The 24474-nt window shown below is 61.1% G+C and carries 25 protein-coding genes; 11 read left to right on the forward strand and 14 right to left on the reverse strand.

From position 1 onward, the window contains the following. Positions 1-106: 106 nt before the first annotated feature. The 3 genes from NDI54_RS19625 to NDI54_RS19635 are packed head-to-tail and all read left to right on the forward strand — an operon-like array spanning position 107 to position 3551. Entirely contained in the window at positions 107-2020 is a 1914-nt protein-coding gene (locus NDI54_RS19625) for a NosD domain-containing protein (protein ID WP_310898064.1), read from the forward strand. Further along, entirely contained in the window at positions 2017-2742 is a 726-nt protein-coding gene (locus NDI54_RS19630) for an ABC transporter ATP-binding protein (RefSeq protein WP_310898065.1), read from the forward strand. Before NDI54_RS19625 ends, NDI54_RS19630 begins: the two co-directional genes overlap by 4 nt. Then, on the forward strand, positions 2739-3551 hold the full coding sequence (locus tag NDI54_RS19635) for an ABC transporter permease (protein ID WP_310898066.1): 813 nt from the start codon (positions 2739-2741) through the stop codon (positions 3549-3551). Before NDI54_RS19630 ends, NDI54_RS19635 begins: the two co-directional genes overlap by 4 nt. A gap of 2 nt (positions 3552-3553) precedes the next feature. Here the strand turns inward: NDI54_RS19635 and NDI54_RS19640 are convergent, their stop codons facing one another. The 11 genes from NDI54_RS19640 to NDI54_RS19690 form a co-directional block, all read right to left on the reverse strand. Beyond that, entirely contained in the window at positions 3554-4081 is a 528-nt protein-coding gene (locus tag NDI54_RS19640; RefSeq protein WP_310898067.1) for a winged helix-turn-helix transcriptional regulator, read from the reverse strand. Between the two features lie 70 nt (positions 4082-4151). Beyond that, positions 4152-4712, reverse strand: coding sequence for a nitrous oxide reductase accessory protein NosL (locus tag NDI54_RS19645; RefSeq protein WP_310898068.1), 561 nt, complete (start codon positions 4710-4712; stop codon positions 4152-4154). 58 nt (positions 4713-4770) lie between these two features. Further along, positions 4771-5091: a DUF7471 family protein gene (locus NDI54_RS19650; protein ID WP_310898069.1), complete on the reverse strand. Its 321-nt coding sequence runs from the start codon at positions 5089-5091 to the stop codon at positions 4771-4773. A 155-nt stretch (positions 5092-5246) separates the two neighbouring features. Beyond that, entirely contained in the window at positions 5247-5726 is a 480-nt protein-coding gene (locus NDI54_RS19655) for a pyridoxamine 5'-phosphate oxidase family protein (protein WP_310898070.1), read from the reverse strand. Between the two features lie 167 nt (positions 5727-5893). Continuing rightward, positions 5894-6583: an urease accessory protein UreF gene (locus tag NDI54_RS19660; RefSeq protein ID WP_310898071.1), complete on the reverse strand. Its 690-nt coding sequence runs from the start codon at positions 6581-6583 to the stop codon at positions 5894-5896. Then, positions 6580-7161: an urease accessory protein UreE gene (locus tag NDI54_RS19665; RefSeq protein ID WP_310898072.1), complete on the reverse strand. Its 582-nt coding sequence runs from the start codon at positions 7159-7161 to the stop codon at positions 6580-6582. The genes NDI54_RS19660 and NDI54_RS19665 overlap by 4 nt, the downstream gene beginning before the upstream one ends. Further along, entirely contained in the window at positions 7161-8060 is a 900-nt protein-coding gene (locus NDI54_RS19670; protein WP_310898073.1) for an urease accessory protein UreD, read from the reverse strand. The genes NDI54_RS19665 and NDI54_RS19670 overlap by 1 nt, the downstream gene beginning before the upstream one ends. Then, positions 8060-8683 (reverse strand): urease accessory protein UreG, encoded by a 624-nt coding sequence (ureG, locus tag NDI54_RS19675; protein ID WP_310898074.1) that lies wholly within the window; start codon positions 8681-8683, stop codon positions 8060-8062. Before ureG ends, NDI54_RS19670 begins: the two co-directional genes overlap by 1 nt. Next, complete coding sequence (locus NDI54_RS19680; protein WP_310898075.1) at positions 8680-9066, reverse strand: urease subunit gamma; 387 nt, start codon at positions 9064-9066, stop codon at positions 8680-8682. The genes ureG and NDI54_RS19680 overlap by 4 nt, the downstream gene beginning before the upstream one ends. Next, positions 9063-10769, reverse strand: coding sequence for an urease subunit alpha (gene ureC / locus NDI54_RS19685; protein WP_310898076.1), 1707 nt, complete (start codon positions 10767-10769; stop codon positions 9063-9065). The genes NDI54_RS19680 and ureC overlap by 4 nt, the downstream gene beginning before the upstream one ends. Beyond that, positions 10766-11188 carry an urease subunit beta gene (locus NDI54_RS19690; protein WP_310898077.1) on the reverse strand — a complete coding sequence of 141 codons (423 nt, stop codon included), beginning with the start codon at positions 11186-11188 and terminating at the stop codon, positions 10766-10768. Before NDI54_RS19690 ends, ureC begins: the two co-directional genes overlap by 4 nt. 633 nt (positions 11189-11821) lie before the next feature. On the opposite strand from NDI54_RS19690, the gene NDI54_RS19695 reads away from it, so the two are divergent. The 7 genes from NDI54_RS19695 to NDI54_RS19725 all read left to right on the forward strand — a co-directional run bounded on the left by NDI54_RS19695 (position 11822) and on the right by NDI54_RS19725 (position 20321). Further along, the gene (locus NDI54_RS19695) at positions 11822-13129 is read left to right on the forward strand and encodes an urea ABC transporter substrate-binding protein (protein ID WP_310898078.1); all 1308 of its coding nucleotides are present in this window, start codon (positions 11822-11824) and stop codon (positions 13127-13129) included. Positions 13130-13131: 2 nt separating this feature from the next. Further along, positions 13132-14070 (forward strand): urea ABC transporter, permease protein UrtB, encoded by a 939-nt coding sequence (urtB, locus tag NDI54_RS19700; RefSeq protein WP_310898079.1) that lies wholly within the window; start codon positions 13132-13134, stop codon positions 14068-14070. Further along, entirely contained in the window at positions 14071-15225 is a 1155-nt protein-coding gene (gene urtC, locus NDI54_RS19705) for an urea ABC transporter, permease protein UrtC (protein ID WP_310898080.1), read from the forward strand. It abuts the gene before it with no gap. Then, positions 15225-16031 (forward strand): ABC transporter ATP-binding protein, encoded by an 807-nt coding sequence (locus NDI54_RS19710; protein ID WP_310898081.1) that lies wholly within the window; start codon positions 15225-15227, stop codon positions 16029-16031. The genes urtC and NDI54_RS19710 overlap by 1 nt, the downstream gene beginning before the upstream one ends. Continuing rightward, a complete protein-coding gene (locus NDI54_RS19715; protein WP_310898082.1) occupies positions 16031-16729 on the forward strand; it encodes an ABC transporter ATP-binding protein in 699 nt (232 codons plus the stop codon). The genes NDI54_RS19710 and NDI54_RS19715 overlap by 1 nt, the downstream gene beginning before the upstream one ends. Before the next feature lie 163 nt (positions 16730-16892). Next, on the forward strand, positions 16893-18308 hold the full coding sequence (locus tag NDI54_RS19720; protein ID WP_310898083.1) for a sodium-dependent transporter: 1416 nt from the start codon (positions 16893-16895) through the stop codon (positions 18306-18308). Positions 18309-19076: 768 nt separating this feature from the next. Further along, positions 19077-20321 carry a Cdc6/Cdc18 family protein gene (locus NDI54_RS19725; protein ID WP_310898084.1) on the forward strand — a complete coding sequence of 415 codons (1245 nt, stop codon included), beginning with the start codon at positions 19077-19079 and terminating at the stop codon, positions 20319-20321. 208 nt (positions 20322-20529) lie between these two features. Here NDI54_RS19725 and NDI54_RS19730 read toward each other — a convergent pair whose 3' ends face one another. After that, entirely contained in the window at positions 20530-21558 is a 1029-nt protein-coding gene (locus tag NDI54_RS19730; protein ID WP_310898085.1) for an outer membrane protein assembly factor BamB family protein, read from the reverse strand. Between the two features lie 275 nt (positions 21559-21833). Next, positions 21834-22190 carry a HalOD1 output domain-containing protein gene (locus NDI54_RS19735; RefSeq protein WP_310898086.1) on the reverse strand — a complete coding sequence of 119 codons (357 nt, stop codon included), beginning with the start codon at positions 22188-22190 and terminating at the stop codon, positions 21834-21836. Positions 22191-22694: 504 nt separating this feature from the next. Between NDI54_RS19735 and NDI54_RS19740 the strand changes: the two genes are divergently transcribed. Further along, the gene (locus NDI54_RS19740; protein WP_310898087.1) at positions 22695-23414 is read left to right on the forward strand and encodes a hypothetical protein; all 720 of its coding nucleotides are present in this window, start codon (positions 22695-22697) and stop codon (positions 23412-23414) included. Between the two features lie 64 nt (positions 23415-23478). Here the strand turns inward: NDI54_RS19740 and NDI54_RS19745 are convergent, their stop codons facing one another. Further along, the gene (locus tag NDI54_RS19745) at positions 23479-24135 is read right to left on the reverse strand and encodes a lactate utilization protein (protein WP_310898088.1); all 657 of its coding nucleotides are present in this window, start codon (positions 24133-24135) and stop codon (positions 23479-23481) included. Positions 24136-24474 lie beyond the last annotated feature (339 nt).

A 24474-nucleotide genomic window follows, 5' to 3' on the forward strand; every position in this document is an offset into this window, starting at 1 on the left:
CGATGGCAGAGCGGGGTCCGGATTACTGGGGCTGGACCCGTTTGTGCCGTCAGTTTCGAGAGGTGCACCAGATACTGTAATGGGACATCGCGCGTAGTGCCGACAGATGCGACCAGCCCTGACGACCGTCCAGTTCTTCGCCCTGTTCGCGGTAGTTCTCTGTACACTGGGTTTCGCTACGTCGTTTGTCGTCGATACCACCAGCGCCCGCCCGGACCCAGTGGCGTTCGATACCACCGTCCAACGTGGGATTACGATGGCCGACGAGCAGATCGCCCGCAATCAGAGCATCAGCGTCCCGCGCGCGGAAGTCTTCTACTCACAGTATCAGTACGTCGTCGGCTACGTCGGTCTGGACCAGGCCGTGACAGCACTCACGGAACCCGGGCACGAGCAGCAGTTCGGCTATCCACTCGCGGTGTACGTCTCCGACTACAGTGACAGACCAGTCAGGTGCGGCGAGGACGGCTCTCTCCGGACTGCCGCACCACCGGACTGGGTCGAAGCTAATCAGGCCCACTACGTCGTCGACGGGGCAGCGAGGGTCCCGTCTGGTCCGGCGGTTGTGCCCTTCGCCGACCGCGACGACGCCGCGGCGTTCGCCGATACGTGTGGCGGACGAATCATCGACTGGGAAGCCCTCAAGACCCGGTCGTTCGATCTCGAACAGGCGACAGCGGTCCGAGAGCAGGTCGGCCCGCGACGGAGCGAAGCGGATGCCGCTGTAGAGACAGCACGACAGCGACGGACCCGACCCGTATCGGTCGAAGTCGGAACGGACGCGCCAACGGTTCAGGCAGCAGTCGATGCGGCCCCGCCGAACACAACGGTCGTTGTCCCGGCTGGGACATACGACGAGCAGGTGACGATAGACAAGCCACTCACACTCAGCGGCCCCAGAGCGACGCTTGACGGTGGCGGGAACAGCACTGTCGTAACAGTAACTGCCGACCGGGTCGGTGTCACCGGGTTCGAGATCGTCGGCGTCGGTAACGCGACGGTGAGCGACCCGACGAAGGCCGACGACAGCGCCTGGGACGCGACCGTGACCACCGCCTACGGCAACAGCGACGCCGCCGTTACCGGTCGAAACGCGTCCGGGCTGTACGTTGCGAACCTCACCGTCGAGACGCCCGCAAGCGGCGTCGTTCTGCGGCGGGCATCCGGTGCAGTCGTCGAGAACGTCACGGTCAACGGGACGGCAGACTGGCAAGACGGGTTCATGGGCGTTATCGGGATGCACGGGTCGATTGTCGTACAGGACTCGGCCTTCAACGGCGGGCGTGACGGCGTGTACCTCCACCGGGCCGACGGGACTGCTGTCCGGAACAACACGTTCAGGGACAACCGCTTTGGCGTCCATCTGATGTACACCTCCCGGTCGCTCGTTGCCGACAACGTCGCCCGGGGACAGGAGTACGCTGGCGTCGTCGTCATGACGAACCCAGTGGCCAACACCATCGTCGGGAACGACGTTCGCCACGCCGGCAGTGGCGTCATGTTAGCCGGGTCCCAGAGTTACATTGCGCACAACGTGGTCGTCGACACAACCCAGGCGATGTCGACAAACGCCGACCGGTCCCTGTACGAGCACAACGTCATCTACGGGAACGACATCGGTGTGCGAGCGTCGACAGTCGTTCCCTCAAATATCGTCACTGCGAACGATTTCATCGCAAACGACCGCCACGCCGTCTCGGGACCGGGGCCGCTACGCGTGTACACTCACGACGGCAGGGGGAACTACTGGAGTGGCGCGTATGACCTTACCGGCGGGGCTGGCTCAGCGTTGACCCAGTCCTACTCGCCCACCGACTCCGTCGACCGCCGTCTCCATCAGACCGACGCTGCTATCGTCCTCAGGTCGGCACCGAGTGTCCGGGGTCTCCGGGCGCTCCGTGGCACCACGCCCGGCTTTCGCCGGGGGAGCATTGTCGACAGGGCACCCCTTGCAGACCCTGCCAATCCCGAGACTGTCAGGCGAGTTCGAAACGAGACATCGACGGAGGGGGGATCATGACCGGCGAGACATACCTCACGGCGGACGAGGTCACGAAAACGTACGGCGATGTGACAGCCGTCTCGGAGGTGTCTCTCGATGTGCCGTCCGACGCCGTGACTGGATTCATCGGGCCGAACGGGTCCGGAAAAACGACGCTCCTGCGCGTGCTTCTCGGCGTCGAGCGACCGACCAGTGGCACCGTCTCGTACGACGGGCCTGCTGCCGAACGCCAACTAGGTTACCTGCCACAGCGGCCGACCTTCCGGCCGGGATTCAGCGTCAGGGAGATCGCCGCGTTCTACGCGGATCTCGTCGATGATGACCCTGATCGCCTTCTGGAACGTGTCGGCCTCGAAGAAGTAGCCAGCCGTCCCGTGTCAGGGCTCTCCGGGGGGATGACGCGTCTCCTGGGAATCGCACAGGCACTGGCCGGTGACCCACCGGTTGTGATGCTCGACGAACCAGCAAGCGGCCTCGATCCGGCGATGAGCCGACTGATATTCGACAGCATCGAATCGATTGCCGACGACGGTCGCGCCGTGGTTCTTTGCTCGCACGAACTGCCGCTGGTCGAGTCGACAGCCGACCGAGTCGCAGTGCTCGAATCCGGCCACCTCGTGCGGACCGGGTCAGTCGAATCCCTGCGGGCACAGACCGGTGGGCCGCTGCATGAGACGTTCACAGCGCTGCTGGAACGGGACAGAGCCACTATCGGCGCTCCGGAGGGTGGCCAGTCATGACGGACGGAAACCGGTTCTGGGCGGTCTTCGTCCGAGAGGTCCGGAGTGCAGTGAGGACACGCACCTATCTCGCGCTCGGGCTGATCACGGGGATTGTCCTGTTCGGCCTCGCCCATGCCGGGGGCGGCCCCACTGGCGGCTACGTCCCCACGGTCGTCGATACGCTCGTTGCCGTCGAAGTGCTCGTGCCGACGCTTGCCTTCGCAGTCGGCTATCGAGCGATTGCCGACCCCGCCGCCCGGGGTGAACTGGATATCCTTGACACCTACCCGCTCTCGACGTGGTCGTACGTCAGCGGTGTGTACGCGGGGCGTGCCCTCCTGTTGCTCACCATCGTCGTCGCCCCGTTGCTGGCCCTGGGTCTCAACGTGGCGACGACCGCAGGGCCGGAGACAACGGTGTTTGCGAGCCATCGCGGCGTCGATTCGCCGTTCCTGTTCATCCGGTTTATCGCGCTGACAGTCCTGTATGCGCTCTCGTCGCTGACGATCGCATTTCTGTTGTCAGCGCTGGCCGGCAGCCGGGGCAAAGCGCTCGTCCTCGCGCTCGCCGGGTTGCTTGTTCTCACTGTCGGAAGCGACCTTGCGGTGTTTACCGCGCTGGATACCGGTGTCACGACGAGAACTCTCGGTGGCGCGCTCGCCATGACCCCGGCAGGGGCGTACCGAGGGCTCGTGTTCAATCAGGTGTTGTACGTCGCTGTTCCGGGTCGGTCGGCGTTCGTCCCGACGTGGGTCGCCGCCCTCTCGCTTCTGTGCTGGTGGGGGCTCACGTTTGTGGGGGCGATGCTTGCGACGGATGCAGCCTGATTTCAGCCGTCGTCCGTTGCGGTCGCGAGTCCGTCGTCGACCAACCGCGTGAACCGGTCGATGAGACGGTCGGTAAGGGATGGACGGACCGCCGCGAGTAGCCGCTGTGTCTCGTCCGGGGCAACCAGAGCCACGATGACACGCCCCCGTTTGCCGTACGACTTTTCGAGTATCCCCGCATCAGCCAGCGCCGAAACATGCCAGGAGACCGTACTCCGGGCGACTCCCAGTCGATCGGCCAGTTCGTCTGCCGACAGGGACTCCGCGTCCAGTAGATGGAGGAGAATCGTCCGCGCAGTCTCCCGCCGGGCAAAGGCGAGCACGCGTCGCTCCCAGGGGTCGTACTCCCGGCTGTAATAGTGGGTTTTGCCCTGAATCTCCTCGGCGACGATGTCGCCAGCACGGCACAGTTTCCGCAGGTGATACTGTGCTTGGCCTGTCGCGATACCGAGATCAGACGCAAGCGCGTTGAAATGGACCCCTGGTTTGGACTCGACGTGGGAACGCACTTGCTCAGTAACCGTGGACATAGGTTTCAGTACAGCGTTCCACCCTCCGGGACAACAGGGTATCGAACGTTCTCATTGCGCGAGAACCCACTTATATCCCGCCCACCAGTTCTCGGGTTATGTCCTCGGCAGGGAGAGTCTGGCCCCCGTACTCCTCGGCAAACGACTCCGCATCCCCGCTGTCGCTGAACGGGACGATAGCGGTCCCCATCGACCCCGCTATCTCCGAATTAGCGACGACCGTGAGCGCTCCGGTCGAAGCGAACGCCTCCGGCTCTACGTGCCGGGAGATGATTGTTTTGCCCCCGCCGGTCCGGACCTCGTAGTCGGTCGCACTGTAGTCGGTTAGGAACGTCTCCGCAGGCGTCCATCCCGACTGTTCTTTGGCGAATCGGTGGCGATACGTGCAGTTCGTACTGCAGAACCGTGCCGGCGGGTCATGACCCTCGGGCGAATTATCCTGATAGTACGTTTGGCCAACTGGACCCGGGTGCTGGTCGATGACCATGCCACACTGGTCACAGTTCCCGCCGCTTTCGATGCTGGCCGGCTCCAGTTCCTCACTGGTCCCCAGACACCCCGAGAGTGACACGACCGTCGCGGTCCCGGCCATGAAACGCCGCCGTGTCAGTTTCGGTGCATATTCAGACATACTAGCCGGTACACTGAACGACACCAAATGGTTCATGGTGCGACCGTCGAAACGCCGATCAGTCGGGGACAGTCGGCGGTGAGACTGCATAGATCGCACTCAGCACCAGCAGCGCGATGAGGAAGTCGAACCCGTGTTCAGTGAGGTGGTGTACCACCATCGGGACGGATCCGAGGACAGTCCCGATGCCGACGACGGACCGAAGCACCAACAGCCCGATAGCCGCCGTCAATAGTACGTACGGCCGTGAGCGGCGGCGGCGTGTACTCGCCGCTGCGACGAAAAACAGCGCCAGCGTTCCGAGCGTCGCGAGGCCCAGCACGGCTATCAACACTGCGGATTGACCGGGGCCAATCCAGTCAGCCGTCGGTTGGAGCATCTCTTAGGTCACGTTTCGGGCGCTTTCACTGGAATCGGTTTCGGTAGCTGTCGCTGCAGTGTCCGAATCCGGAACCGAGGTGGGAGAATACAGTTCCGTCGATGTACGACCGTTTCAAAGGCTTTGCCGTCGTTGCCGTTACGCGGGGACGACAGTCACGGCTCGATGTTCTCCCGAAAGTCGGGTGCTAACCCGGTCTGTCGGATGCCGGCTAGGTCCGTTATTTCGAATCGATAGAGTGTGACGCCGCCGGAGGTGGTGGCGGTCTGGAGCGTGTTGGGTCGCCAGGCGTTCTGGGTTATTGCCTCGATTTCTGGCCAGTCGTCCTCCGGGACACTGGTGATATCGCCATCGAGCATGACGCTCTGCCACTCGAACGCGGTGTCGACGTTGTAGACGAGAAACCGGCCACGGCCTGCCTTCTCGGTCAGTTCTGCCTTCTGGCTCGATTCGCCGGTTACGTACGTGAAATAGAGGCAGGACCCGTTGTCGAAGCCGTACGACAGCGGAATCAGATACGGGATATCCGACATCGGGAGGCCCAATACCCCGGTCGAGTGGGCGGAGAGGAACGCCTCGATCTCGTCGTCGTCCATCTGTTCGAGCCCGTACTCTTCTAATTGGTCGATTGTCATAGGTCGCGTCTACTCATCCCGTTACGTATCACGATTGCAATTGAACGATTAAAAAAGTAGAGCGGGAGTACTGAGGGCAACCGGGTGTTAGTTTGCGGACGAACGGATTCGTGATGCCGAAGTCTTCGGTCGCCAGTCTCTGTGTAGGGCCGAGGATCGGCCGGTCGTTAGCTAGCGAACAGTCGTCGCTCCGCGCGTTCGTGCTCGGCGGCCAGTACGTCGACCAGTGGAGCAAACGGAGTCATCTCGTCTATCGTTCGGTCTTCGCTGTCCTCGACGGCAGCTGTCATCACCGGCTGCAGACCGTCGAGGATTCGCTGGGCATCCGTGTGACCAAGCGAGAGAAGCCGCTGGGCCGCACCCAGCAGTCCGGTAACGAACCCGTGACAGCACAGCAGACAGGCATCGCGGACAGCAACGCCAGCGAGCCCTGTGACAACGCCGAGGACAACGGCATAGTTTCCGGGCGAGCCGTCAGCGACCACGCGTTCAGCGTAGCGGTCCAGTAGCGACTCGTCACGCAGGTCTGTCTGGAGTGAGAGGAGTCGGTCCCCGGATTGTTGTGCGCTCTCGCGGAACTCCGCGGCCAGAGTCACGGCCGAGAGCCGTTGGTCGGCCCGACAGATTGCATCGAGGTCCCCCTCGGTTGCAGCGGCGTGTGCGGCCCGGAGCGCAACGATTTCAGCAGGCCCGACCTGGCGGCGGAGATACGTCACAAGGAGCGCTTCGAGGTCCGCCGCGTCTTCCACCCGGTCGTCCTGGATGAACTGCTCCAGCCCGTACGAGATCGTGTAGGTCCCGACTGGGAGAAACGAGTCGGCCAACCGAAACGAGTCCAGCGTCGCGGTATCGCTCATTGGTCGCCTCCATCGATAGTCCGAACGCCGTGGCCGTGAGCGTGGCCAGCGCCGCCGTGACCGTGGCTGTCCTTACCATGGGTGTGGCCGCCGCCATGGCTGTGATCGACCCCGTCGTCGTCGAACGTCGTCGGCGGAACGTGCTCGTACCGCGTCGGCACATCCGCGGGGAGGAGTTCGGCGACCGTATCTTCCATCCGTTCTTTCGAGTCCGTCACCGGGAACAGCGCTTCCTGGCCCCGGACCGCGAGATTCCAGTGTTTGTTCCCCACGGCGTGACCGAGTTCCAGCGCCGCGGTCGATGAAACACCGCTGTCGGCGAAATCGAGCACGAGAGCCTCAATTGCGGCGAGTTCGATGACGACGAGGGTCCCGTCCTCGGCTTCGAGTACGTCGCCGTCCCCAAGATCGCGGGCAACCACGATACCGAGGTCCCGGCCGTCTATCGTCTCAGTTCGAACCCGCGAGCGCTGGCGTTCGGTGTCCGAGAGCACGACAGTGGCGTGGTCCGACGCTTCGAGGGCCTCGGCGACGGCGTCGTCATCGCGGTGGCCGAGATAGGTGTCTGCGACCAACATCAGTACTTCCTCCCGGAGGGGGCAGAGGCGTCCAGCAACTCCTGTCGAGCGTGGTCCCAGGCCGCGTGGAGCGTCGCCTGGACCGTCTCAGCCCGGTCGCCGAGGGCGCGGACCGCGACGCCAGCACCGTTGGGGAGCGCTGTCGCACCGGCCTTGGCTTCGCTGTCGGTAACGACCGCATGCAGTGCGTCGCTCAGTTCGGACTCATCGCGGTCCGGGGCGAGGACGAACATCGTCCCGTAGACGGTGAACTCACCGAGAACGCCGGGCACTGTGGGGTCCCCGTCCGCCGGTGTCAGATGCGTCGTATCCTCGAACAGGAGCCCGTCAGGCCCGGTCCCGCGCACGCGGGAGAGATACCGTTCGAAGTCGAACCGCTCGCCCCGAGCGAGTCGGCCGGGGACAACCACGTCACTGACGACGGCTGTCGCGCCGGGAGCGAGGTCGACCGTGAGTTCCTGGAAGTACCTGGAATCGGCGTGGAGAATCGTCGGCTCGGGAACGTAATCCAGGTGGCCGCCGGTGCCGACACTGAGAGTCGTGTCGGCGGCGGCGTAGTTACACGTCATCGTCTGGACTTTCGTCGAGCTCTGGGTCGAGACGTGAGCGATGGCGTCGTCCCCGACAGTTATCGACACATCGTGGCGGTCGCCCTGGGCGACGCCGCCGGTCGGCGACTGGATGAATACGGTGTCGACGTTGGGGTGGGGGTCGTGTGCCAGCGTCCCCGAAATGTGGAACGGGACTGTCGCGTAGTCGTGGACCAGAGCCGTCCCGTCGGCCGTCCGCTCGAAGGTCAGTTCGAGTACGCCGTCTTTCCCAGGCGACCCGACAGCGGCCTGTGGCACGGCCTCAGTCGCGTACCCCTCGAAGGCTGGGTGGGGCGCATCGGCGGCCATCAGGCGAACAGCACCCCCTCGCGGACGTGTGACAACACCGCGTCGATGCCCGACTCGTCCTTGCAGTTCGTGAACTCGACCGGCCCGTCACGGACCTCGTCGGCGTCCCGCTCCATCACGTCGAGGTCGACGCCGACGTGCGGGGCGAGATCGGTCTTGTTGATGACAAGCAGGTCACAGTCGACGACGCCCGGCCCGCGCTTGCGGGGAATGTCCTCGCCTTCCGCGACCGAGATGACATACAGCGAGTAGTCCGCGAGTTCGGGGTTGAACGTCGCCGCGAGGTTGTCGCCCCCGCTCTCGACCAACACGAGGTCCAGTTCCGGGTGCTCGGCGAGGAACGAGTCTATCTGCTGGAGGTTCATCGACGGGTCCTCGCGGATGCCCGTGTGCGGGCACGCGCCGGTTTCGACCCCGGCCACGAGGTCCTCAGGGACGACCCCGGCGAAGCGCTCACGGAGCACGTCGGCGTCCTCCTGTGTGAGAATGTCGTTGGCGATGACGCCCACGTCCAACCCCTGGTCGCGCAGTTCGGGAACGAGCGCGGTCAGCAGCGACGTTTTCCCGGAGCCGACCGGGCCGCCGATGCCGACCGTCGCTACGTCGCGGTGCGTGAGACTCATTCGTCCGTCCCCGCCGAGTTCTCGCCGTCGGTCGCTGTCTCTGCCGCGTCCGAATCGTCATCGGCTGATCCGACGCTGTCGGACCGGATCGGGTCATGGACCGTGACGAGTTTCGTGCCGTCGGGGAACACCGGCTCGACCTGAATCATGTCGATCATCTCTGGGACGCCGTCCATCACGTCCTCGCGGCCGAGTAGTTTCGACGCGCCCGAGCGGATTTCGGCGACCGACTGGCCGTCCCGACCGCGCTCGATGCACCAGTCGCTGATGTAGGCGACGGCTTCGGGGTGGTTCAGCGGAACGCCGCGTTCCTTGCGGCGTCGCGCGACCTCTGCGGCGGTAAAGACCGTGAGTCGTTCCTGTTCTTTGGCTGTGAGTTTCATAGCATGTACCGCTGTGCGAGTGGGAGTTCGGAAGACGGTTCGCAGGTGACGTGTTCGCCGTCAACCTTGACCTCGAAGGTTTCGGGGTCGACCTCGATGTCGTCGGGACAGTAGTCGTTATGGACCATATCGTCCTTGCCGGGCGTGCGCGTTCCTTCGACGGGGACGATGCGAGAATCGAGACCGTATTCCTCGCCGACACCGGCCTCGGCGGCCGCCGGGGAGACGAACGAAAGCGAGAGGCCGTGTTTGGCCTTGCCGACCGCACCGGCCCGTTCGCGCTGAATGATGGGCTCGCAGGTCATCAGCGAGCCGTTGGCCTCGCCCATCTCCGAGTGGACCGGGAAGCCGCCCTTGAACGTCATCGCCGGCTTGACGCCGAAAAAGGCGGGGTCCCACAGGCAGATATCGGCGAGCTTGCCGGGTTCGAGCGTCCCGACATGGTCCTCGATGCCGGCGCTGATGGCAGGGTTGACGGTGTACTTCGCGATATAGCGCTTGATACGGAAGTTGTCGGCGTCGGTCCCCTCGTCCTCGGGGAGCGGGCCGCGCTGGGATTTCATCTTCGAGGCCGTCTGCCACGTCCGTGGGATGACCTCGGCCATCCGGCCCATCGCCTGTGAGTCGGAGGTCATCATCGAAATCGCACCCATGTCATGGAGCACGTCCTCGGCGGCGATTGTCTCCGCCCGGACGCGCGACTCCGCGAAGGCAACGTCCTCGGGCACGTCGGGGTTGAGGTGGTGACACACCATCACCATGTCGAGATGCTCGTCGAACGTGTTGTCGGTGTAGGGCATCGACGGGTTCGTCGACGAGGGCAGCATGTTCGGCTCGCCGACCATCTCCATGATGTCGGGCGCGTGGCCGCCGCCAGCGCCCTCGATGTGGAACAGGTGCATCGTCCGGCCATCCACAGCACCGAACGTGTTCTCGACGAAGCCGGCCTCGTTCAGTGTGTCCGTGTGCATACACACCTGCACGTCCTCGTCCTCGGCGACTTCGAGACAGGTGTTGATCGTCTCGGGCGTCGACCCCCAGTCCTCATGGAGTTTCAGCCCGCAGGCACCGGCCGCGATCTGCTCGCGGAGCGGCCCGGGGTCGGAGGCGTTACCCTTCCCATAGAAGCCGACATTGACCGGCCACGCCTCGGCAGCCTGCAGGAAGCGCTTGATGTTTTCCGGGCCGGTCGTGGTCGTCGTCGCACCGCCGCCGTACCCGCCGCCGAGCATCGTCGTGATCCCGCCCGACAGCGCGTGTTCGTGGAGTTGTGCGGAGTTGAAGTGGATGTGAATGTCGAGGCCACCGGCCGTCGCTATCTTCCCCTCTGCGGGGTAGACATCCGTCGACGGGCCGACGACCATGTCGACGCCGTCCATCGTATCAGGATTGCCGGCCTTCCCGATGCCGGCGATTTCCCCGTTCCGAATGCCGATGTCAGCAGCGACGATGCCAAGTATCGGGTCAATAATGGTTGCGTTCGTCAGCACCCAGTCGAGTGCCCCCTCTGCCTGTGTGACGCCGGGGGCCATTCCCAGACCGTCACGGAGCGTCTTCCCGCCGCCGAACACCGCTTCGTCGCCGTGAGTCCGCAGATCCTCCTCGACTTCGGCGAACAGTTCCGTGTCGCCCAGTCGGATTTTATCACCCGTCGTCGGCCCGTACAGTTCGGCGTAGTTCTCGCGGTCGATGTCGCGTGTCATTGGTTTGCTTCCGACGCCGCGTCGCCGTTGTCCGTTGCCGACTCGCCCGTATCACGGAATCCGCCCGCACGCATTCGTTCGACAGCGTCGCTCGTATCGCCGTCAACGCTTCCGTTGACCAGTCCGTTCATGCCGTGGGCACGGCGCTTCCCGCCGATTTCGACGAGTTCGACCGTCTGTTCGTCGCCCGGCTCGAACCGGACCGCCGTGCCAGCAGGGATGTTCAGCCGCATCCCCATGGCCGCCTCGCGGTCGAACTCCAGGGCCGCGTTGGCCTCGAAAAAATGGAAGTGTGACCCGACCTGGGACGGCCGGTCACCGGTGTTGCCGACAGTCACCTCGGTGGTCTCGCGACCCTCGTTCAGTGTCACGGTCCCCTCGCCCGGGATGACCTCACCGGGCACAAGCCCGTCGCTCATCTCGCCACCGTCCCGTAGATTTCTGACTGTTCGTCTATCATCTGCTCCTCTCTTTGGATACACATACTAAAATAGTTGCTCTCTGCGCAAGTGACGCCCCTATATCGAAAACAGGGTTAAATACTAAATTTTCATCTCCATATAAATGGGTCTGACTATCGAACTGTCATACTTCTCGGGGCCAACGCGACTCACGTCCAGTCTGCTGGCGATATCGGCGGCGGGCACACCCGTAGCGCGGCCGAGACTATGTGGGCCGATCTGTGAGGTGAGACGGCAAAAATAACTGGTAGTAGCGGGGCGGACCGTCACACCCCAGTAATCGTCATACTAGTTTCACTTTTGAGGTATCAATTAGCGCCGGCCCCGAATTACTGAATAATTCAAATTTCGTCGGTACTCCTAATGGTATCTCTGACTATTCGTCATATCCTTTGACGACCTTATACTCTCCAGACGGAATGGAGGATAATATAAGATGAGAGTGGTAAACCTTATTTACTTCCTACCGAACGTCAACACTGTGAACGAAATCATGGACGAACGTTTGGATATTAGTGTTAAATCGCTTGAAATGACCAACGATCTCGGCCGTAACTATGGCGTTCGCGGTTCCCTAATGGAGGCAGCAGAATGAGTCGTCAGTCAGTCAGCCGTCGGCAGTTCCTCGGTGCGAGCGGGGCCGCTGTCGTTGCGGGCCTCGCCGGCTGCTCGGCCGGGGAAGGCGGCACCTCGACGGACACCGCGAGCAGCGCCGACACGCTCAAGATCGGCGTCCTCGAAGATCAGTCCGGCAACTTCGCCCTCGTCGGCGATCCGAAAGCGAAAGCGTCGATGCTCGCAATCGAGGAGATCAACGCCAACGGCGGCATCGACGGCAAGCAGATCGAAACGTTCCAGCGTGACCCACAGTCGGACAACCAGCGCTACCAGGAGTTGACCCGGACGGCGATTAACGAGGAGAACGTCGACGCGCTGTGGGCCGGCTACTCCTCGGCGACCCGGGAGGCTATCCGTCCGATTATCGACCGCAACGAACAGCTCTACTTCTACACCACCCAGTACGAGGGCGGTGTCTGTGACGAGTTTACTTTCGCAGTCGGTCCCACCGCCCGCCAGCAGCTCGGTATCGTCCTCCCGTATCTGGTCGAGGAGTTCGGGCCGGACATCTACACCATCGCGGCCGACTACAACTTCGGACAGCTCTCCGCGGACTGGGTGAAGGTGCTGGCAAACGAAAACGACGCGAACGTACTCGGCGAGGAGTTCATCCCACTGAGCGAGTCCTCCTTCGGCTCAACGATCAACCGGATTCAGGAGCAAGACCCCGACTTCGTCATGTCGATGCTCGTCGGTGCGAACCACACGTCGTTCTACGAGCAGAAGGCCTCGGCCGGTCTCGACGTGCCAATCGGGACCTCGACGGCGATGGCACAGGGGTACGAACACCGACGCCTCGACCCCCCGGCGATGGCCAACATCTACGCGGGCGTCAACTACATGGAGGAAGTCCCGACCGACAGCAACACGCGTGACGGCGGCTTCGTCGACCGCTACTTCGAGATGTACCCCGACGCGCCCTACCTCAACGAGGAGGCCGAGACCAACTACTTCTCGACGTACATGTACAAAAAGGCAGTCGAGCAGGCCGGTACCACCGAACAGCCGGAAGTCATCGACGCCCTGGAGTCGGGGATCGAACTCGGTACCGAAGAGGCCCCCGAAGCACCCGAAGGGGAGACGATCAGCCTCGACGGCGCGACCCACCACGTCGATCACCACATGTGGATCATGCGTGCCGACGAGGAGCACAACGTCGAGGCCGTCGAAAACCGACAGATTCCCGAACAGTTCCTCTCGGAGACGGTCGGCTGTAACCTCCCCGAGAACCCGGAACAGACCCAGTACACCCCGGTCGACTACTACGAGGAGGCCGAGTAGGGATGGTAAACGGCATCAACCTCGCGTTACAGTTCCTCGATAGCTTCGCGTTCATCGTGCTCGCCGCGGCGGGGTTGGCCATCATCTTCGGAATTATGGGCGTCATCAACCTGGCACACGGGGAGTTCATCCTCATCGGCGCGTACGCGTCAACGCTGTCCGTGACCCACCTTGGGGTCCCGCTCGTGGTCGCGATACCCATCGGCGGCGTGGTCACCGCGCTGTTCGGAATCGCGACAGAGCGAGTCATCATCTCGGGCGCGATACCCAACTACATCAGCCAGCGGACGCTCGACCGGGACATAATCGAGCCGCTGTACGACCGACTGGCCGACTCGATGGTCGCCACGTTCGGGCTCAGCCTGATATTGACCCAGGGAACCCGGATCGCCTTCGGGAACTCAATCGACGGCCTCTCGACGCCATTCGGTCCCATCGAGTACGGCGCGTTCTCCTACTCGACGTACCGGATCGTCCTGGCTGGGGTCAGCATCGCGCTACTCGTGGCCACCTACTACCTGTTTACTCGAACCGAGTTCGGAATGCGCGCCCGGGCGACGATACAGGACAAGGAGACCGCACAGGCGATGGGCGTCGATACTGAGCGCATGTACATGCTGACGTTCGGCATCGGATCAGGACTGGCGGGACTGACGGGCGCACTGTTTGCGCCGGTCATCACGATGCGGCCGACGCTCGGGGACCAGTTCCTCGTTGAGTCGTTCGTCGCCGTCGTGGTCGGTGGCCCGAGCGTCGTCCTCGGCACTGCGCTCTCGGGGGGCGTTCTCGGAGCGATTCTGGCCGTGTTCTCGAACCTTTATGGAACGTTCATCGGCCGCATCGCGCTGCTCGTCGCCGCGCTCATCGCGCTCCGGTTCCTCCCCGACGGCATCACCGGGTTCATCGAACAGCTACAGAAACGGAGACAGGAGAGCGAATAAATGTCGACAAACAGTGCAAACGGCGAGGCGAACAGGTCGCTCCCGGGCCGGCTCCGTAGCCGGTTCGAGGGGCCGAACACCATCGGGGAGTCGCGCGGGTTCTGGGTCGGCTTCCTGGTCGCTATCGCCGCGCTTGCCGTCTACCCGCTGTTCAGCGACGGGTCCCAACTGTCGCTGTTCATGGTGTTGGCCCTGCTGGGACTTTCGCTGTCGGTTGTCTGGGGCTATTCGGGCGTGTTGAGCTTCGGGCAGGTCGTCTTCTTCGGGATCGGTGCCTACACCTTCGGCGTCGTCTCGATCAATTTCGCAACCCCGGGCGGTATCACGGCAGCCGTGCTCGCCGGCATCGTCGGCGGTGGCGTCAGCGCCGCGATACTGGGCTACTTCATGTTCTACGGCGGGGTGCGTGACGTGTACGTCACCATCATCACGCTCGTCTCGACAATCGTCATGCACACGTTCATGGCCCAGACCGCCGGGTCCGAGTGGGCTATCGGCGAGGCGGCACTGGGCGGGTTCAACGGGATGCCGGACATTCCGCTGTTGACCCTCGGGGTCGGCGGGGCGTCCTACCAGTTCATCTACAACCCGTTCCCGATGCGGATAATCGGTATCGGCGCGGTCGAAATCAGCCCGTTCTACTACCTCGTATTAGTGTTGCTGGTCGGGACGTACCTGGCACTGCGAGCCCTCGTCAACTCCGACTACGGCCGCGTGATGGTCGCCGTCCGCGAGGACGAGGACCGGACCGAGATGTTCGGCTACAACGTGACCCGCGTCAAGTTCGTCGTGTTCACCCTCGGGGGCGCACTCGCGGGTCTGTCAGGCGTGCTGTATGCCGCACGGAACGTGTACATCGACCCGACCGTGTTCTCGTTGCTGTTTGCGACGTTACCGGTCATCTGGGTGAGTATCGGTGGCCGGAAAAGCCTGCTCGGGGCCGTCGTCGCCACGCTTGCCGTCGAATACCTCCGCATCTCGATGGCGGGGGAGCTGGCGCTGGTCCTGCTTGGCACCCTGTTGCTGGTGACGATTCTGGTGCTCCCAGGCGGGTTCGTCCCATGGGTCCATCAGCGAATCGTCAAAGCCCAGGCGGGCCCGGGCGAGACCAACGGGCCGGACATCCCTGACGCATCGAGTGAGGTGAGTGACTAATGAGTGATACTGAAACCGAATCCGATGTCGACTCGCTCGGACCGAACGTTCGACAGACTGCGGCGGAGCTGGCAACGGGAGACAGATCAGAGACGCTGCTACAGACCGACGGCCTCGTCAAGCAGTTCGGCGGGTTCACCGCCACCGACGACGTGGACTTCTCGGTTGACGAGGGGGAGCTCCGTTGTCTCATCGGCCCCAACGGCGCTGGCAAGTCGACGTTACTGAACCTGATTACCGGCTCCTACGAGGCCACCGACGGCAGTATCTACTACAACGGCCACGATATCACCGATTTCGAGCCACACCAGCGGGTTTCTCGCGGTATCAGTATGAAATTCCAGGTCCCGTCCGTGTACGGTGACCTGAGTGTCAGAGAGAACGTTAGGCTCCCCGTCCAGCAGTTCGCCGACGGGGAGGAACGACGGCAACTGGTCGCTGACGCAATCGAGGCTGCCGGGCTAACTGGGTACGAGGATGTCGACGCCGGGCAGCTCTCACACGGTCAGCAACAGCAACTGGAAATCGGGATGGCCGCCGCGCTCGAACCCGACCTCCTCCTGCTCGACGAGCCGGTCGCCGGCCTCGACGTGGCCGAGCGCGAAGCTATTGCCGAGCGGATCATGCAGCTCAACGAGGAGCAGGGCATCGCTTTCGTCGTCATCGAACACGACACCGACTTCGTCGCAAGCATCGCCGAAGAAGTGACCGTGCTGCACAACGGCGAGGTGTTCCGCGAGGGGCCGATTGAGGAGATAGAATCCGACCCGGAGGTCCAGCGGATATACCTGGGTGGTGAGTCATAATGCTCGAACTTGACGACGTGTCCGCCGCCTACGACACGACACCGATACTTCGGGAGGTGGACCTCTCCGTCGAGGAGGGGGAAATCGTCGGCGTGATGGGAAAAAACGGCGTCGGTAAGACGACGCTCCTGAAGACGGTGATGGGACTGCTGGAACCAAGCGAGGGGACCATCAGCTACAACGGCACCGACGTGACGCATGCAAGCGCCGACGAGCGTGCCCGCTCCGGTATCGGCTACATTCCGCAGGGCCGGGATGTGTTCCCCAAACTGACTGTCGAGCAGAACATCAAGATGGGCGAGACGATCCGGGCGGACAGCGACGAGACGCTGTACGACCAGATATACGACTACTTCCCGGTCCTCCAGGAGCGGGCCAGCCAGGAAGCGGGGACGCTCTCGGGCGGGCAACAACAGATGCTTGCCATCGGCCGAGCGCTGGTCTCGAACCCGGACTTGCTCCTGCTTGACGAACCAAGCGAGGGTATCCAGCCATCTATCGTCGACCAGATCAGCCAGGACATGCAGACGATCAACGACGACCTCGGGACGACGATTCTGTTCGTCGAGCAGAACCTCGGGGTCATCCGGGAAATGGCCGACCGCTGTTACGCGATGGAACGGGGGACAGTCGTCGATGAACTCGGGCCGTCGACGATTGCCGAGGAGGACGCGATTGCGGAGTACCTCGCGGTCTGAGGCGGATTCCGTAGCTGTTTCACGCCTAGAGTGGCTGGATATCCGCTCGATCCAGTCCAACAAACTGCGTGCCAGACTATTGGAGGGGTGAATTCTTCATAATCAAGCCAAAGCAACCGAATCAACACAGACTTGAGTGCCCACTAACCAGATCTGTACACGAATGGCCACACGTGACTCATGGATATCGAACATCGGCTTCGTACTCGCCGCCGTCGGCGGTGCGGCCGGCCTCGGGAACATCTGGCGGTTCCCGTGGTTGACCGCCGGCAACGGCGGGAGCGCGTTTCTCATTGTCTACCTGCTCGTCGTTGTCGGCATCGGTGTCCCCGGACTACTCGCGGAGTTCGTCCTCGGACGCCGTGGTCGACAAACTCCGACTGCCGCGCTCCGCTCGCTCACCGGCTCGCGCTGGGGGTCCTGGCTGGGCGCGTTCAACGTCCTGACGACGCTCGTCATCCTCTCGTTTTACTCCGTCGTGGGCGGGTGGATTCTTCGCTACACGCTGGTCTCCCCGGTCGGCGCGTACTTCGGGCAGCCCCAGCAGTACTTCGGATCCATCAGCTTCGGCCTCGGTGCGGTCGGCTTTCACCTGCTGTTTCTCGGTATCGTCGCCGGGATCGTCTTTTTCGGCGTGAGCCGCGGTATCGAACGCGTCTCGAAGGTGATGCTCCCAGGCGTCGTACTAATACTGCTTGGCCTCGCGGGATGGACGGCAACTCAGCCAGGGACGGCCGCGGGCTACACCTTTTACCTTAGCTTCGACGCTGATTACCTCGCCGCCAACTTCCTGAACGTCATCGGGCCAGCGGCGGGACAGGCGCTTTTCACCCTCTCGCTTGGGGCCGGAGTCATGCTGACCTACGCCTCGTATCTCGATGACAGCGCGTCACTCCCGCGAGATACACTCGTTATCGCGGTCTCGAACACCTTCATCGGAGTACTCGCCGGGCTGGTCGTCATTCCGCTGTTGTTTTCCCAGGGCGTCGACCCCGGGCAGGGCGGCCCCGGTGCGCTGTTCGTCGCACTCGCGACGGCGTTTGCCACTCTTCCGGGCGGATCACTTGTCGCCACGGCGTTTTTCGCGACCGTTCTGATGGCCGCGGTGACCAGCGGCATCAGCCTGCTCGAAACTCCAGTCGCAACACTCGTCGATAGCTTTGGCGTCCCGCGACGCCAAGCCACAGTGTTGGTCTCGGCCCTGCTTGCGGTCACTGGGAGCGGGCTTGCACTCACAAGCTCTGTCTTCCAGTTCGTCTCCGGGACGTTGGCGGACCTGCTGTTGACGGTCGGGCTGTTCGCGTTCACCGTCATCGTCGGCTGGCTACTGCGTGACGAAGCACTTGCGGAGTTCCGCGCCGGAACCGGCCGTTTCGAGTGGGTGGCTCGGCCGTGGCTCCTGACGGTCGGTTGGGTCCTCCCCGTCGTCGTGCTGTTCCTGTTGACGAACACGCTCGCGTCGCTCGCCGGGATGTCTCTGGGGCTTGCCGGCCGAGCGATTATCGCAGTCATCGGAACCGTCGCCCTGGCTGTTGCAGTCGGGAGGGAACGCTTGGGGAAGGCGTTGGGGTCGCATTAGCTACCCCGGCTCCGCGCTGTCATTGACGGGGATGGCGGTCACCCGAGATAGGTAAGCGATAATCGCTGGGCCAATATGAAAACACCACAATGTCCGCAGTAAAGCTGCGTTAGAGGTTTCCTAAGAGGTATTTACTGCGGACGTTGTGGCGTATGACAGATGGGTAGTGGCAACTGTGAGAGACACCACCATGTCCGCTGTTGTAGTGAGGCGAGAAGTGAACGCCAAATTACTACGGACACAGTGGTGTCCGGATCGGTCCGGGATCCAACCCACACCACGATGTCCGCTGTTCTGAATCACTGGATGAGGAACAGCGGACATCGCGGTGTGTTCAATACAGGGGGAGTCCGGTAAAATACGATGTAGAGGGTTGAAAAAGACGATTCGGTGATTTACAGACTGGAAACACTCCCACCCCACTTTGTCCGCAGTTCTTCGAAAACAGGCTGGGAGGGGAATGAGATGCAGCAATATTTAACGCAAGATGGCGGCCATCGAGATGAGAACACTCTAGCAAACTACCATTCTGCAGTTCCTTTCAGCTTTCTAGGTCTCCTACGGACTAGCTCTCACTTATCTATTATAAACTTTTCTCTTGTGTATAGTTCCTTTCGAGACCCCCTCGATAGTATTCCGGTTACTGCGGACATAGTGGGGTGGGAGGGTCCCCCGATTCTTTTATAAGTAACAGAACAGCGGACACTCCGGACACTCCGGACAGGGGTGGTTTTATATAGTCTCCTTCCAATATGTCTGGCAACGACTATGGGGATGTTCGAACGCGATACTGAGATCTACTTGGACCGTGATGCACTCCGGGAGGATTACCAGCCTGAAAATCTCGTTGGACGTGATACTGAACTGAACAGATATCGGGCCGCTCTCCAGCCCGTAATCAACGGTGAGCAGCCTAACAATATCTTCCTCTACGGTAAAACGGGTGTCGGCAAGACTGCTGGCACGCGGTATCTGATCGACCATCTCGAGGAGGACGCGGCCAAGTACGAGGATATCGACCTCACAGTGACGATGTTGAACTGTGATGGCCTCTCCAGTAGTTACCAGATCGCCACCCGTCTCGTCAACGAGTTCAGGGACGAGACGAGCCAGATCAGCACAACGGGGTATCCCCGTGCCACAGTGTATGACATGCTGTGGACCGAACTCGATTCCTGTGGTGGCACTATCTACATCGTTCTCGACGAGGTCGATCACATCGAAGACGATAGCATATTGTACCAACTCCCGCGTGCGCGAGCGAACGGAAACCTGAGTTCAGCGAAGATCGGCATCATCGGTATCTCGAACGACTTCTCGTTCCGCGATGACCTCTCCCCGAAAGTCAAAAGCTCACTCTGTGAGGAAGAGATCCAGTTCCCTGCATACGATGCGAAGGAGCTGATTCAAATCCTACAACAGCGGGCTGATGTGGCCTTCCACGACGGCGTCCTCGAAGACGGTGTCATCGAGCTATGTGCCGCCTACGGTGCCAAAGACGCCGGTGACGCACGGCAGTCACTCGATCTCCTCATGAAAACGGGTGATCTGGCTCGGGACAAAGATACGGACACCATCTCGGAAGCGCTCGTTCGCGAAGCCCGGGATGTCCTGGAACGAGGTCGGATTCAGGAAGGAATTTCCGGCCTTACCCAACACGGTCATTTGGTCGTGTACGCGATGGTAACGCTTGATCAGGAGGGGAAGACGCCGGCCCGGACACGGGATATCCGTCCCCGATACACCAATTTCGCCGAGAAAGCGGGGATCGACCCCCTCGTTCCACGCCGCATGCGTGACCATCTCGGTGAACTGTCGATGTTGGGCATCATCTCTGCCATCGAGCGGAACGAGGGACGGCGTGGGGGCACCTATCGTGAGTATTCCCTCGAAATGGACCCTGAAATGATTCTCTCAGCGCTTGAAAAGACTGTCGACGATGTGGGTATTCACAAATCTGTCACTAATCTCGTTGATAACGAAGCGACGCTCTCGGACTTCCAGTCTCCATAGGAACGGCGGACATGGTGGTGTCAAAACCCACTGAAGGGGAATGGTTCTCACGATAAAGAACGGCGGACATGGTGGTGTCAAAACCGACACCAGTGATATCCGTTACGTATCCTGGTGGCGGCCAGTACTCCGGACACGATGGTGTCAAATCACCCTAGACCGATATTCGATATCGGTGCTTATCTTTGTCCGCTCGGTCTTCCGAGATTCATCTGTGCCCTTCAGACCGGAGTGACAGTAGACCCATCGGACTGACCACGAAAAGTCGACCAGCCGCAACGACCGGTGAAGCGAACGCTGCAGCGTGTATCCCTTCGGTCTGCCACCGGGCGCGGTCCGGGGCGAGGAAGCCACCAGTATCCCTGTTGAAGGCGTGTACACTCCCAGTCACCACGATAACACTATCATCTGTCACGACAGGTGCGGCAGTGCCTCTGAACGGAAGCCGCGTCTGCCAGTTTGTTTCACCGGTCTCGGCGTCGAGTTCGTGCAAGTCGTCTGCGACTATGTAGATATCGCCGTCGGCAACCGCGGCAGTCGCACGACTCCTGAGGCTCCGTCGCCACCGTACATTTCCTGTGTCCGTGACTGCGACAGTTTCTCCATAGCCCGTCTGGATGACTCTGCCGTCATCGACAACTGGGGATGCATACGCTGTCTCAACGGGAATCCGCCAGTGTTCGCCACCACTGTCCGGATTGAGCTTCACGATTGCGTTCCGGTCAGGGACGTACACACCGTCGCCGGTGACGGCAGGCACGACTTGCGTTGCGGTGGAGTCACCGAGGTTGTATTCGTTGTAGATGAGCGGTTCAAACGACTGTCGCCAGTGTTCGCTCCCGTCGGAACCAAGCTTGACGCAGGCTGTTGCACTTCTGACGTACACGTCGCTATCCACGACAGTGACGCCGTAGGCGCTCCGGTCTCCCACTCGAAGAGTATTTTCGACTGTCCCCTCGGAGAGCGAGAGAACCGTCACTGATGCTGGCGCGGGGCCAGGCCCGTCTGGTGTCCGACTGACCCGAGTGGGTACGTAGAGGCGGTCTTGCTCCGGGTCGAGGGCTGGGGCTCCGGATACTCGGGGTTCGAGTCGCTGTGACCAGCGCTCACTCCCGTCGGGCGTGACAGCGATAACCTCTCGTTCGTGGGCGAAGTACGCGATCCCGTCGTGAACGACTGGTGGAGCGTAGGGCCAGCCGCCGGTAGTGAGGATTTCGTGAGCTGTCGGTTCTGGCATACCGCCCCCTACGCGGTTCGAGTTTGTTTGATCGTTACCGAATGACTCCCAGTTGCCGTCGTGCAACGGTGGTCCATCCGACCCAGTAACTACTGTGTTACACCCCGCGAGGGCACCCGATGTAGCGGTCCCAATGGCCGTCAGGAACGCGCGTCTGGAAACGTCTCGTTCCGGTGATCCGAGTTCTGCGGGCTGAGATTTCAAGGTTGAAACGTCATTGGAGGGCATGAAAACCGGATTCGCGAGGGCAGAAAAAGTGTCTTATGCCTCTGTAATCAGTGTTCCCCGCTACTCTCGATATCTGCAAGCTGGATGACGCCATCAGCACGAACCGTCACCAGAACGTCACCGTATCGAAAGGTGACATTCTGGGTTGCTGGCCCAGTTGACTGATCCGGGGGAGAACCGAAAAGAAGTGTCTCGACAGCGCCGACATCGATGTGGTTTTGCAACGGCGACTCACGAAGTGTTTGCATATTGTCTTCGGTATGAGTAGCGATCGCCTGAACAACAACTGACGTGAAGTCCCGTTCGCTGCTCGGCTCGTACTGAACCTCACTAAGAATCTCGCTTGTTTCAGCAAATAGACCCGCGTTACCAACAGCGTCATCGCTCTCACTGTCATCATCCATCTATATACCAATTAATTAGAAAGTACATATAGACTGTGTATGAATATACATGTTTAATAAGTCCTGATCTCGCTCGTATCTGCTCGGACTAGATCCTGGTTAGCCTACTACGACTTGATTGCACCAACTCCTTAGACTAGATTCGTCTCAGTGACAAACGTTTCGGAGTGACAAACTCTTCGGATATATAACTATATGATATAGCTATACTAAATGACTATATCAATGGGCCTCTGAGGATCTACTTGTACCACTGCTCATCTGGACTGCTGGTACTCATTGCTGTATCGACTCCCTGCAGCCGGGACACTGTTTCAGAGGTCTGGATCAAGTTCGCGTGTAATCAGCCTCAAAATTCGGATACTCATTGATTACTGGACGGTTGATACCCGGAGGGTCGTTCGACCACGGTGAATCCATGTGTTAAATGCATGGAGGATGCTTGATAACAACCGTAATTAAATACCATGATGTTTGTTGTTGGTGAGGGGAACGTGTCTTCCTATGCTACAACTAACCAGAAGGCAGTTACTTGGAGCCGTGTGTGCGGGAACGGTTGTGGTCGCCGGCTGTAGCAGTGACCAAACCAGTAGCTCAGATGGGACCGAGAACAGCGGCAGCGGTGCAGAAACCACTCCTGAAACGACTTCGACAACAGCGACAGGGACTTCGACGAACGGCGGGACCCACGGACAGTCACCCCAGTTCGGCCAAGCGGCCCGGTTTCCGGACTCATATGCGATGACCATGACGATGGAATCCGACGGCCGGACCATGGAAATGAGTGGCCGCGTTTACCAGGGGGATATGTACTGGTCGTTCGACCAGCAGGGACAGCAGATGGAGATGTACCATATTGGGAACAGCACATACACCGTTGCTGGGGGCCAGTGTTTCCGAGGGACGATGCAACAGGGGATGGACCGCGACGAGGTCGATCCCGGTGACTTCTCTGATCGGGCACAAGCAAACCCGGAACTCACGCCAGCCGGTCGGGATACCATCGATGGCGAAGACGTGCTGGTGTATGAACTCTCACAAGATGAGGGCCGGGACCCGGTCACGTACTACATTCTCGCGGACTCCGGGTACCCGCGACGTATTGAAGCCGAGTCTATGCAGTGGGACTTCCATTCGTGGGGGTCGGTCGAGCCGATTCAGCAACCGGATGGGAATTGCCAGTCGATGCCCGGTAGCGGCATGACTGCTGATGGGGGAACTTAGTCAAAATCTTGCCCGCAAGCGATTAGAATTCCGCGGTTCGTCCGCACCAACGGAACCGGTGATCTCAATACCCGAGGTGTTCGCGAACGAGAACGACAGTGGTGCGCTCGTCTTCGAGTTCCTGGCGGAGAATGAGCTGTTTTGCGATTGCGGAGTCGACGCCGTAGGCCTCCTTTGCACGCTCGTTTTCGAGGGGATAGGCGACAGACTCCAGTCGGTCGAGCGCGTCGTCAAGCGTCGGCACGATCTTGTTGATGCCGCTGACAATGACGACGTTCTCTGCGGCGAAGGGATATGCGCCGATACGGCTCCCTGAACGATCCGCAGCGACGAGTTCGCCGGTCTGAGAAATACCGTTGATGCCACCGAGGAAGTAGTCGGCCGTCTGTGATTCGCGCCGTGCGGCCTGCCGTTTCGCATCGTCGTCGATGCTCCAGATCTCATCGGGGAGGCTCTCCCACCCGTGGTCCCCGTCGCTCAGGTACTCGACGAAGCCGACTTCTTCGAGCGTTGTCGAGTGGCCGTTCATAACGGACGCATCCGCGGGGATGAGTGACTGCAGCTCCGCGAGCGCATCGTCAGCCGAATCCACGACGACCACTTCGAACCCGTTTTCCTCCAAGTTCTCGACGGCCTCTTCGATGGCCGCGTCGGAAGCTAGCTCGTCCAGTGACTCGTCAATATCCGCGTCGTCTGCGTAATCTGATTTCTGTTGAGACATAGTGAATTGCGTTGGTTGTGCCGTCATTCACAGAAAGTAGTAGCTAGTGCAAAAGTGCTCGCGGACATCAGTGTCAGGTAGTTACACCGGTGATACTCGGATGGTGTGATCCGCTACGTGTGAACCATTGGAATCCCATCCTCACCGTATGCGAGCCTTGGAGTCCCGTATACGGGATCTTGACACCACGTCGAATGGTCTTTCTCTTGAAAGTATGTGTTTAGCCTCGATGAATTTCGCCACTGTCTCGTAGCAGGAGACCAATCGAGGGGATATGCATCCTCAGCAAGGTCTAATTGAGTTTCTCCAGGGATGGTCTCCGGGCGGAGACCATCCCGG

The organism is Haloarcula terrestris (assembly GCF_031624315.1).
Taxonomy (GTDB): domain Archaea; phylum Halobacteriota; class Halobacteria; order Halobacteriales; family Haloarculaceae; genus Haloarcula; species Haloarcula terrestris.

Excerpts from the sequence above, each read along its gene's own strand:
- NDI54_RS19735 (WP_310898086.1), bottom strand. The coding sequence starts at position 22,190 with ATGGATGATGACAGTGAGAGCGATGACGCTGTTGGTAACGCGGGTCTA.
- NDI54_RS19630 (WP_310898065.1), top strand. The coding sequence starts at position 2,017 with ATGACCGGCGAGACATACCTCACGGCGGACGAGGTCACGAAAACGTAC.
- NDI54_RS19745 (WP_310898088.1), bottom strand. The coding sequence starts at position 24,135 with ATGTCTCAACAGAAATCAGATTACGCAGACGACGCGGATATTGACGAG.
- NDI54_RS19645 (WP_310898068.1), bottom strand. The coding sequence starts at position 4,712 with ATGTCTGAATATGCACCGAAACTGACACGGCGGCGTTTCATGGCCGGG.
- NDI54_RS19660 (WP_310898071.1), bottom strand. The coding sequence starts at position 6,583 with ATGAGCGATACCGCGACGCTGGACTCGTTTCGGTTGGCCGACTCGTTT.
- NDI54_RS19635 (WP_310898066.1), top strand. The coding sequence starts at position 2,739 with ATGACGGACGGAAACCGGTTCTGGGCGGTCTTCGTCCGAGAGGTCCGG.
- NDI54_RS19640 (WP_310898067.1), bottom strand. The coding sequence starts at position 4,081 with ATGTCCACGGTTACTGAGCAAGTGCGTTCCCACGTCGAGTCCAAACCA.
- ureC (WP_310898076.1), bottom strand. The coding sequence starts at position 10,769 with ATGACACGCGACATCGACCGCGAGAACTACGCCGAACTGTACGGGCCG.
- NDI54_RS19680 (WP_310898075.1), bottom strand. The coding sequence starts at position 9,066 with ATGAAACTCACAGCCAAAGAACAGGAACGACTCACGGTCTTTACCGCC.
- NDI54_RS19725 (WP_310898084.1), top strand. The coding sequence starts at position 19,077 with ATGGGGATGTTCGAACGCGATACTGAGATCTACTTGGACCGTGATGCA.
- NDI54_RS19715 (WP_310898082.1), top strand. The coding sequence starts at position 16,031 with ATGCTCGAACTTGACGACGTGTCCGCCGCCTACGACACGACACCGATA.
- ureG (WP_310898074.1), bottom strand. The coding sequence starts at position 8,683 with ATGAGTCTCACGCACCGCGACGTAGCGACGGTCGGCATCGGCGGCCCG.
- NDI54_RS19710 (WP_310898081.1), top strand. The coding sequence starts at position 15,225 with ATGAGTGATACTGAAACCGAATCCGATGTCGACTCGCTCGGACCGAAC.
- NDI54_RS19670 (WP_310898073.1), bottom strand. The coding sequence starts at position 8,060 with ATGGCCGCCGATGCGCCCCACCCAGCCTTCGAGGGGTACGCGACTGAG.
- NDI54_RS19650 (WP_310898069.1), bottom strand. The coding sequence starts at position 5,091 with ATGCTCCAACCGACGGCTGACTGGATTGGCCCCGGTCAATCCGCAGTG.
- NDI54_RS19740 (WP_310898087.1), top strand. The coding sequence starts at position 22,695 with ATGCTACAACTAACCAGAAGGCAGTTACTTGGAGCCGTGTGTGCGGGA.
- NDI54_RS19720 (WP_310898083.1), top strand. The coding sequence starts at position 16,893 with ATGGCCACACGTGACTCATGGATATCGAACATCGGCTTCGTACTCGCC.
- NDI54_RS19695 (WP_310898078.1), top strand. The coding sequence starts at position 11,822 with ATGAGTCGTCAGTCAGTCAGCCGTCGGCAGTTCCTCGGTGCGAGCGGG.
- NDI54_RS19690 (WP_310898077.1), bottom strand. The coding sequence starts at position 11,188 with ATGAGCGACGGGCTTGTGCCCGGTGAGGTCATCCCGGGCGAGGGGACC.
- NDI54_RS19665 (WP_310898072.1), bottom strand. The coding sequence starts at position 7,161 with ATGTTGGTCGCAGACACCTATCTCGGCCACCGCGATGACGACGCCGTC.
- urtB (WP_310898079.1), top strand. The coding sequence starts at position 13,132 with ATGGTAAACGGCATCAACCTCGCGTTACAGTTCCTCGATAGCTTCGCG.
- NDI54_RS19655 (WP_310898070.1), bottom strand. The coding sequence starts at position 5,726 with ATGACAATCGACCAATTAGAAGAGTACGGGCTCGAACAGATGGACGAC.
- NDI54_RS19625 (WP_310898064.1), top strand. The coding sequence starts at position 107 with ATGCGACCAGCCCTGACGACCGTCCAGTTCTTCGCCCTGTTCGCGGTA.
- urtC (WP_310898080.1), top strand. The coding sequence starts at position 14,071 with ATGTCGACAAACAGTGCAAACGGCGAGGCGAACAGGTCGCTCCCGGGC.
- NDI54_RS19730 (WP_310898085.1), bottom strand. The coding sequence starts at position 21,558 with ATGCCAGAACCGACAGCTCACGAAATCCTCACTACCGGCGGCTGGCCC.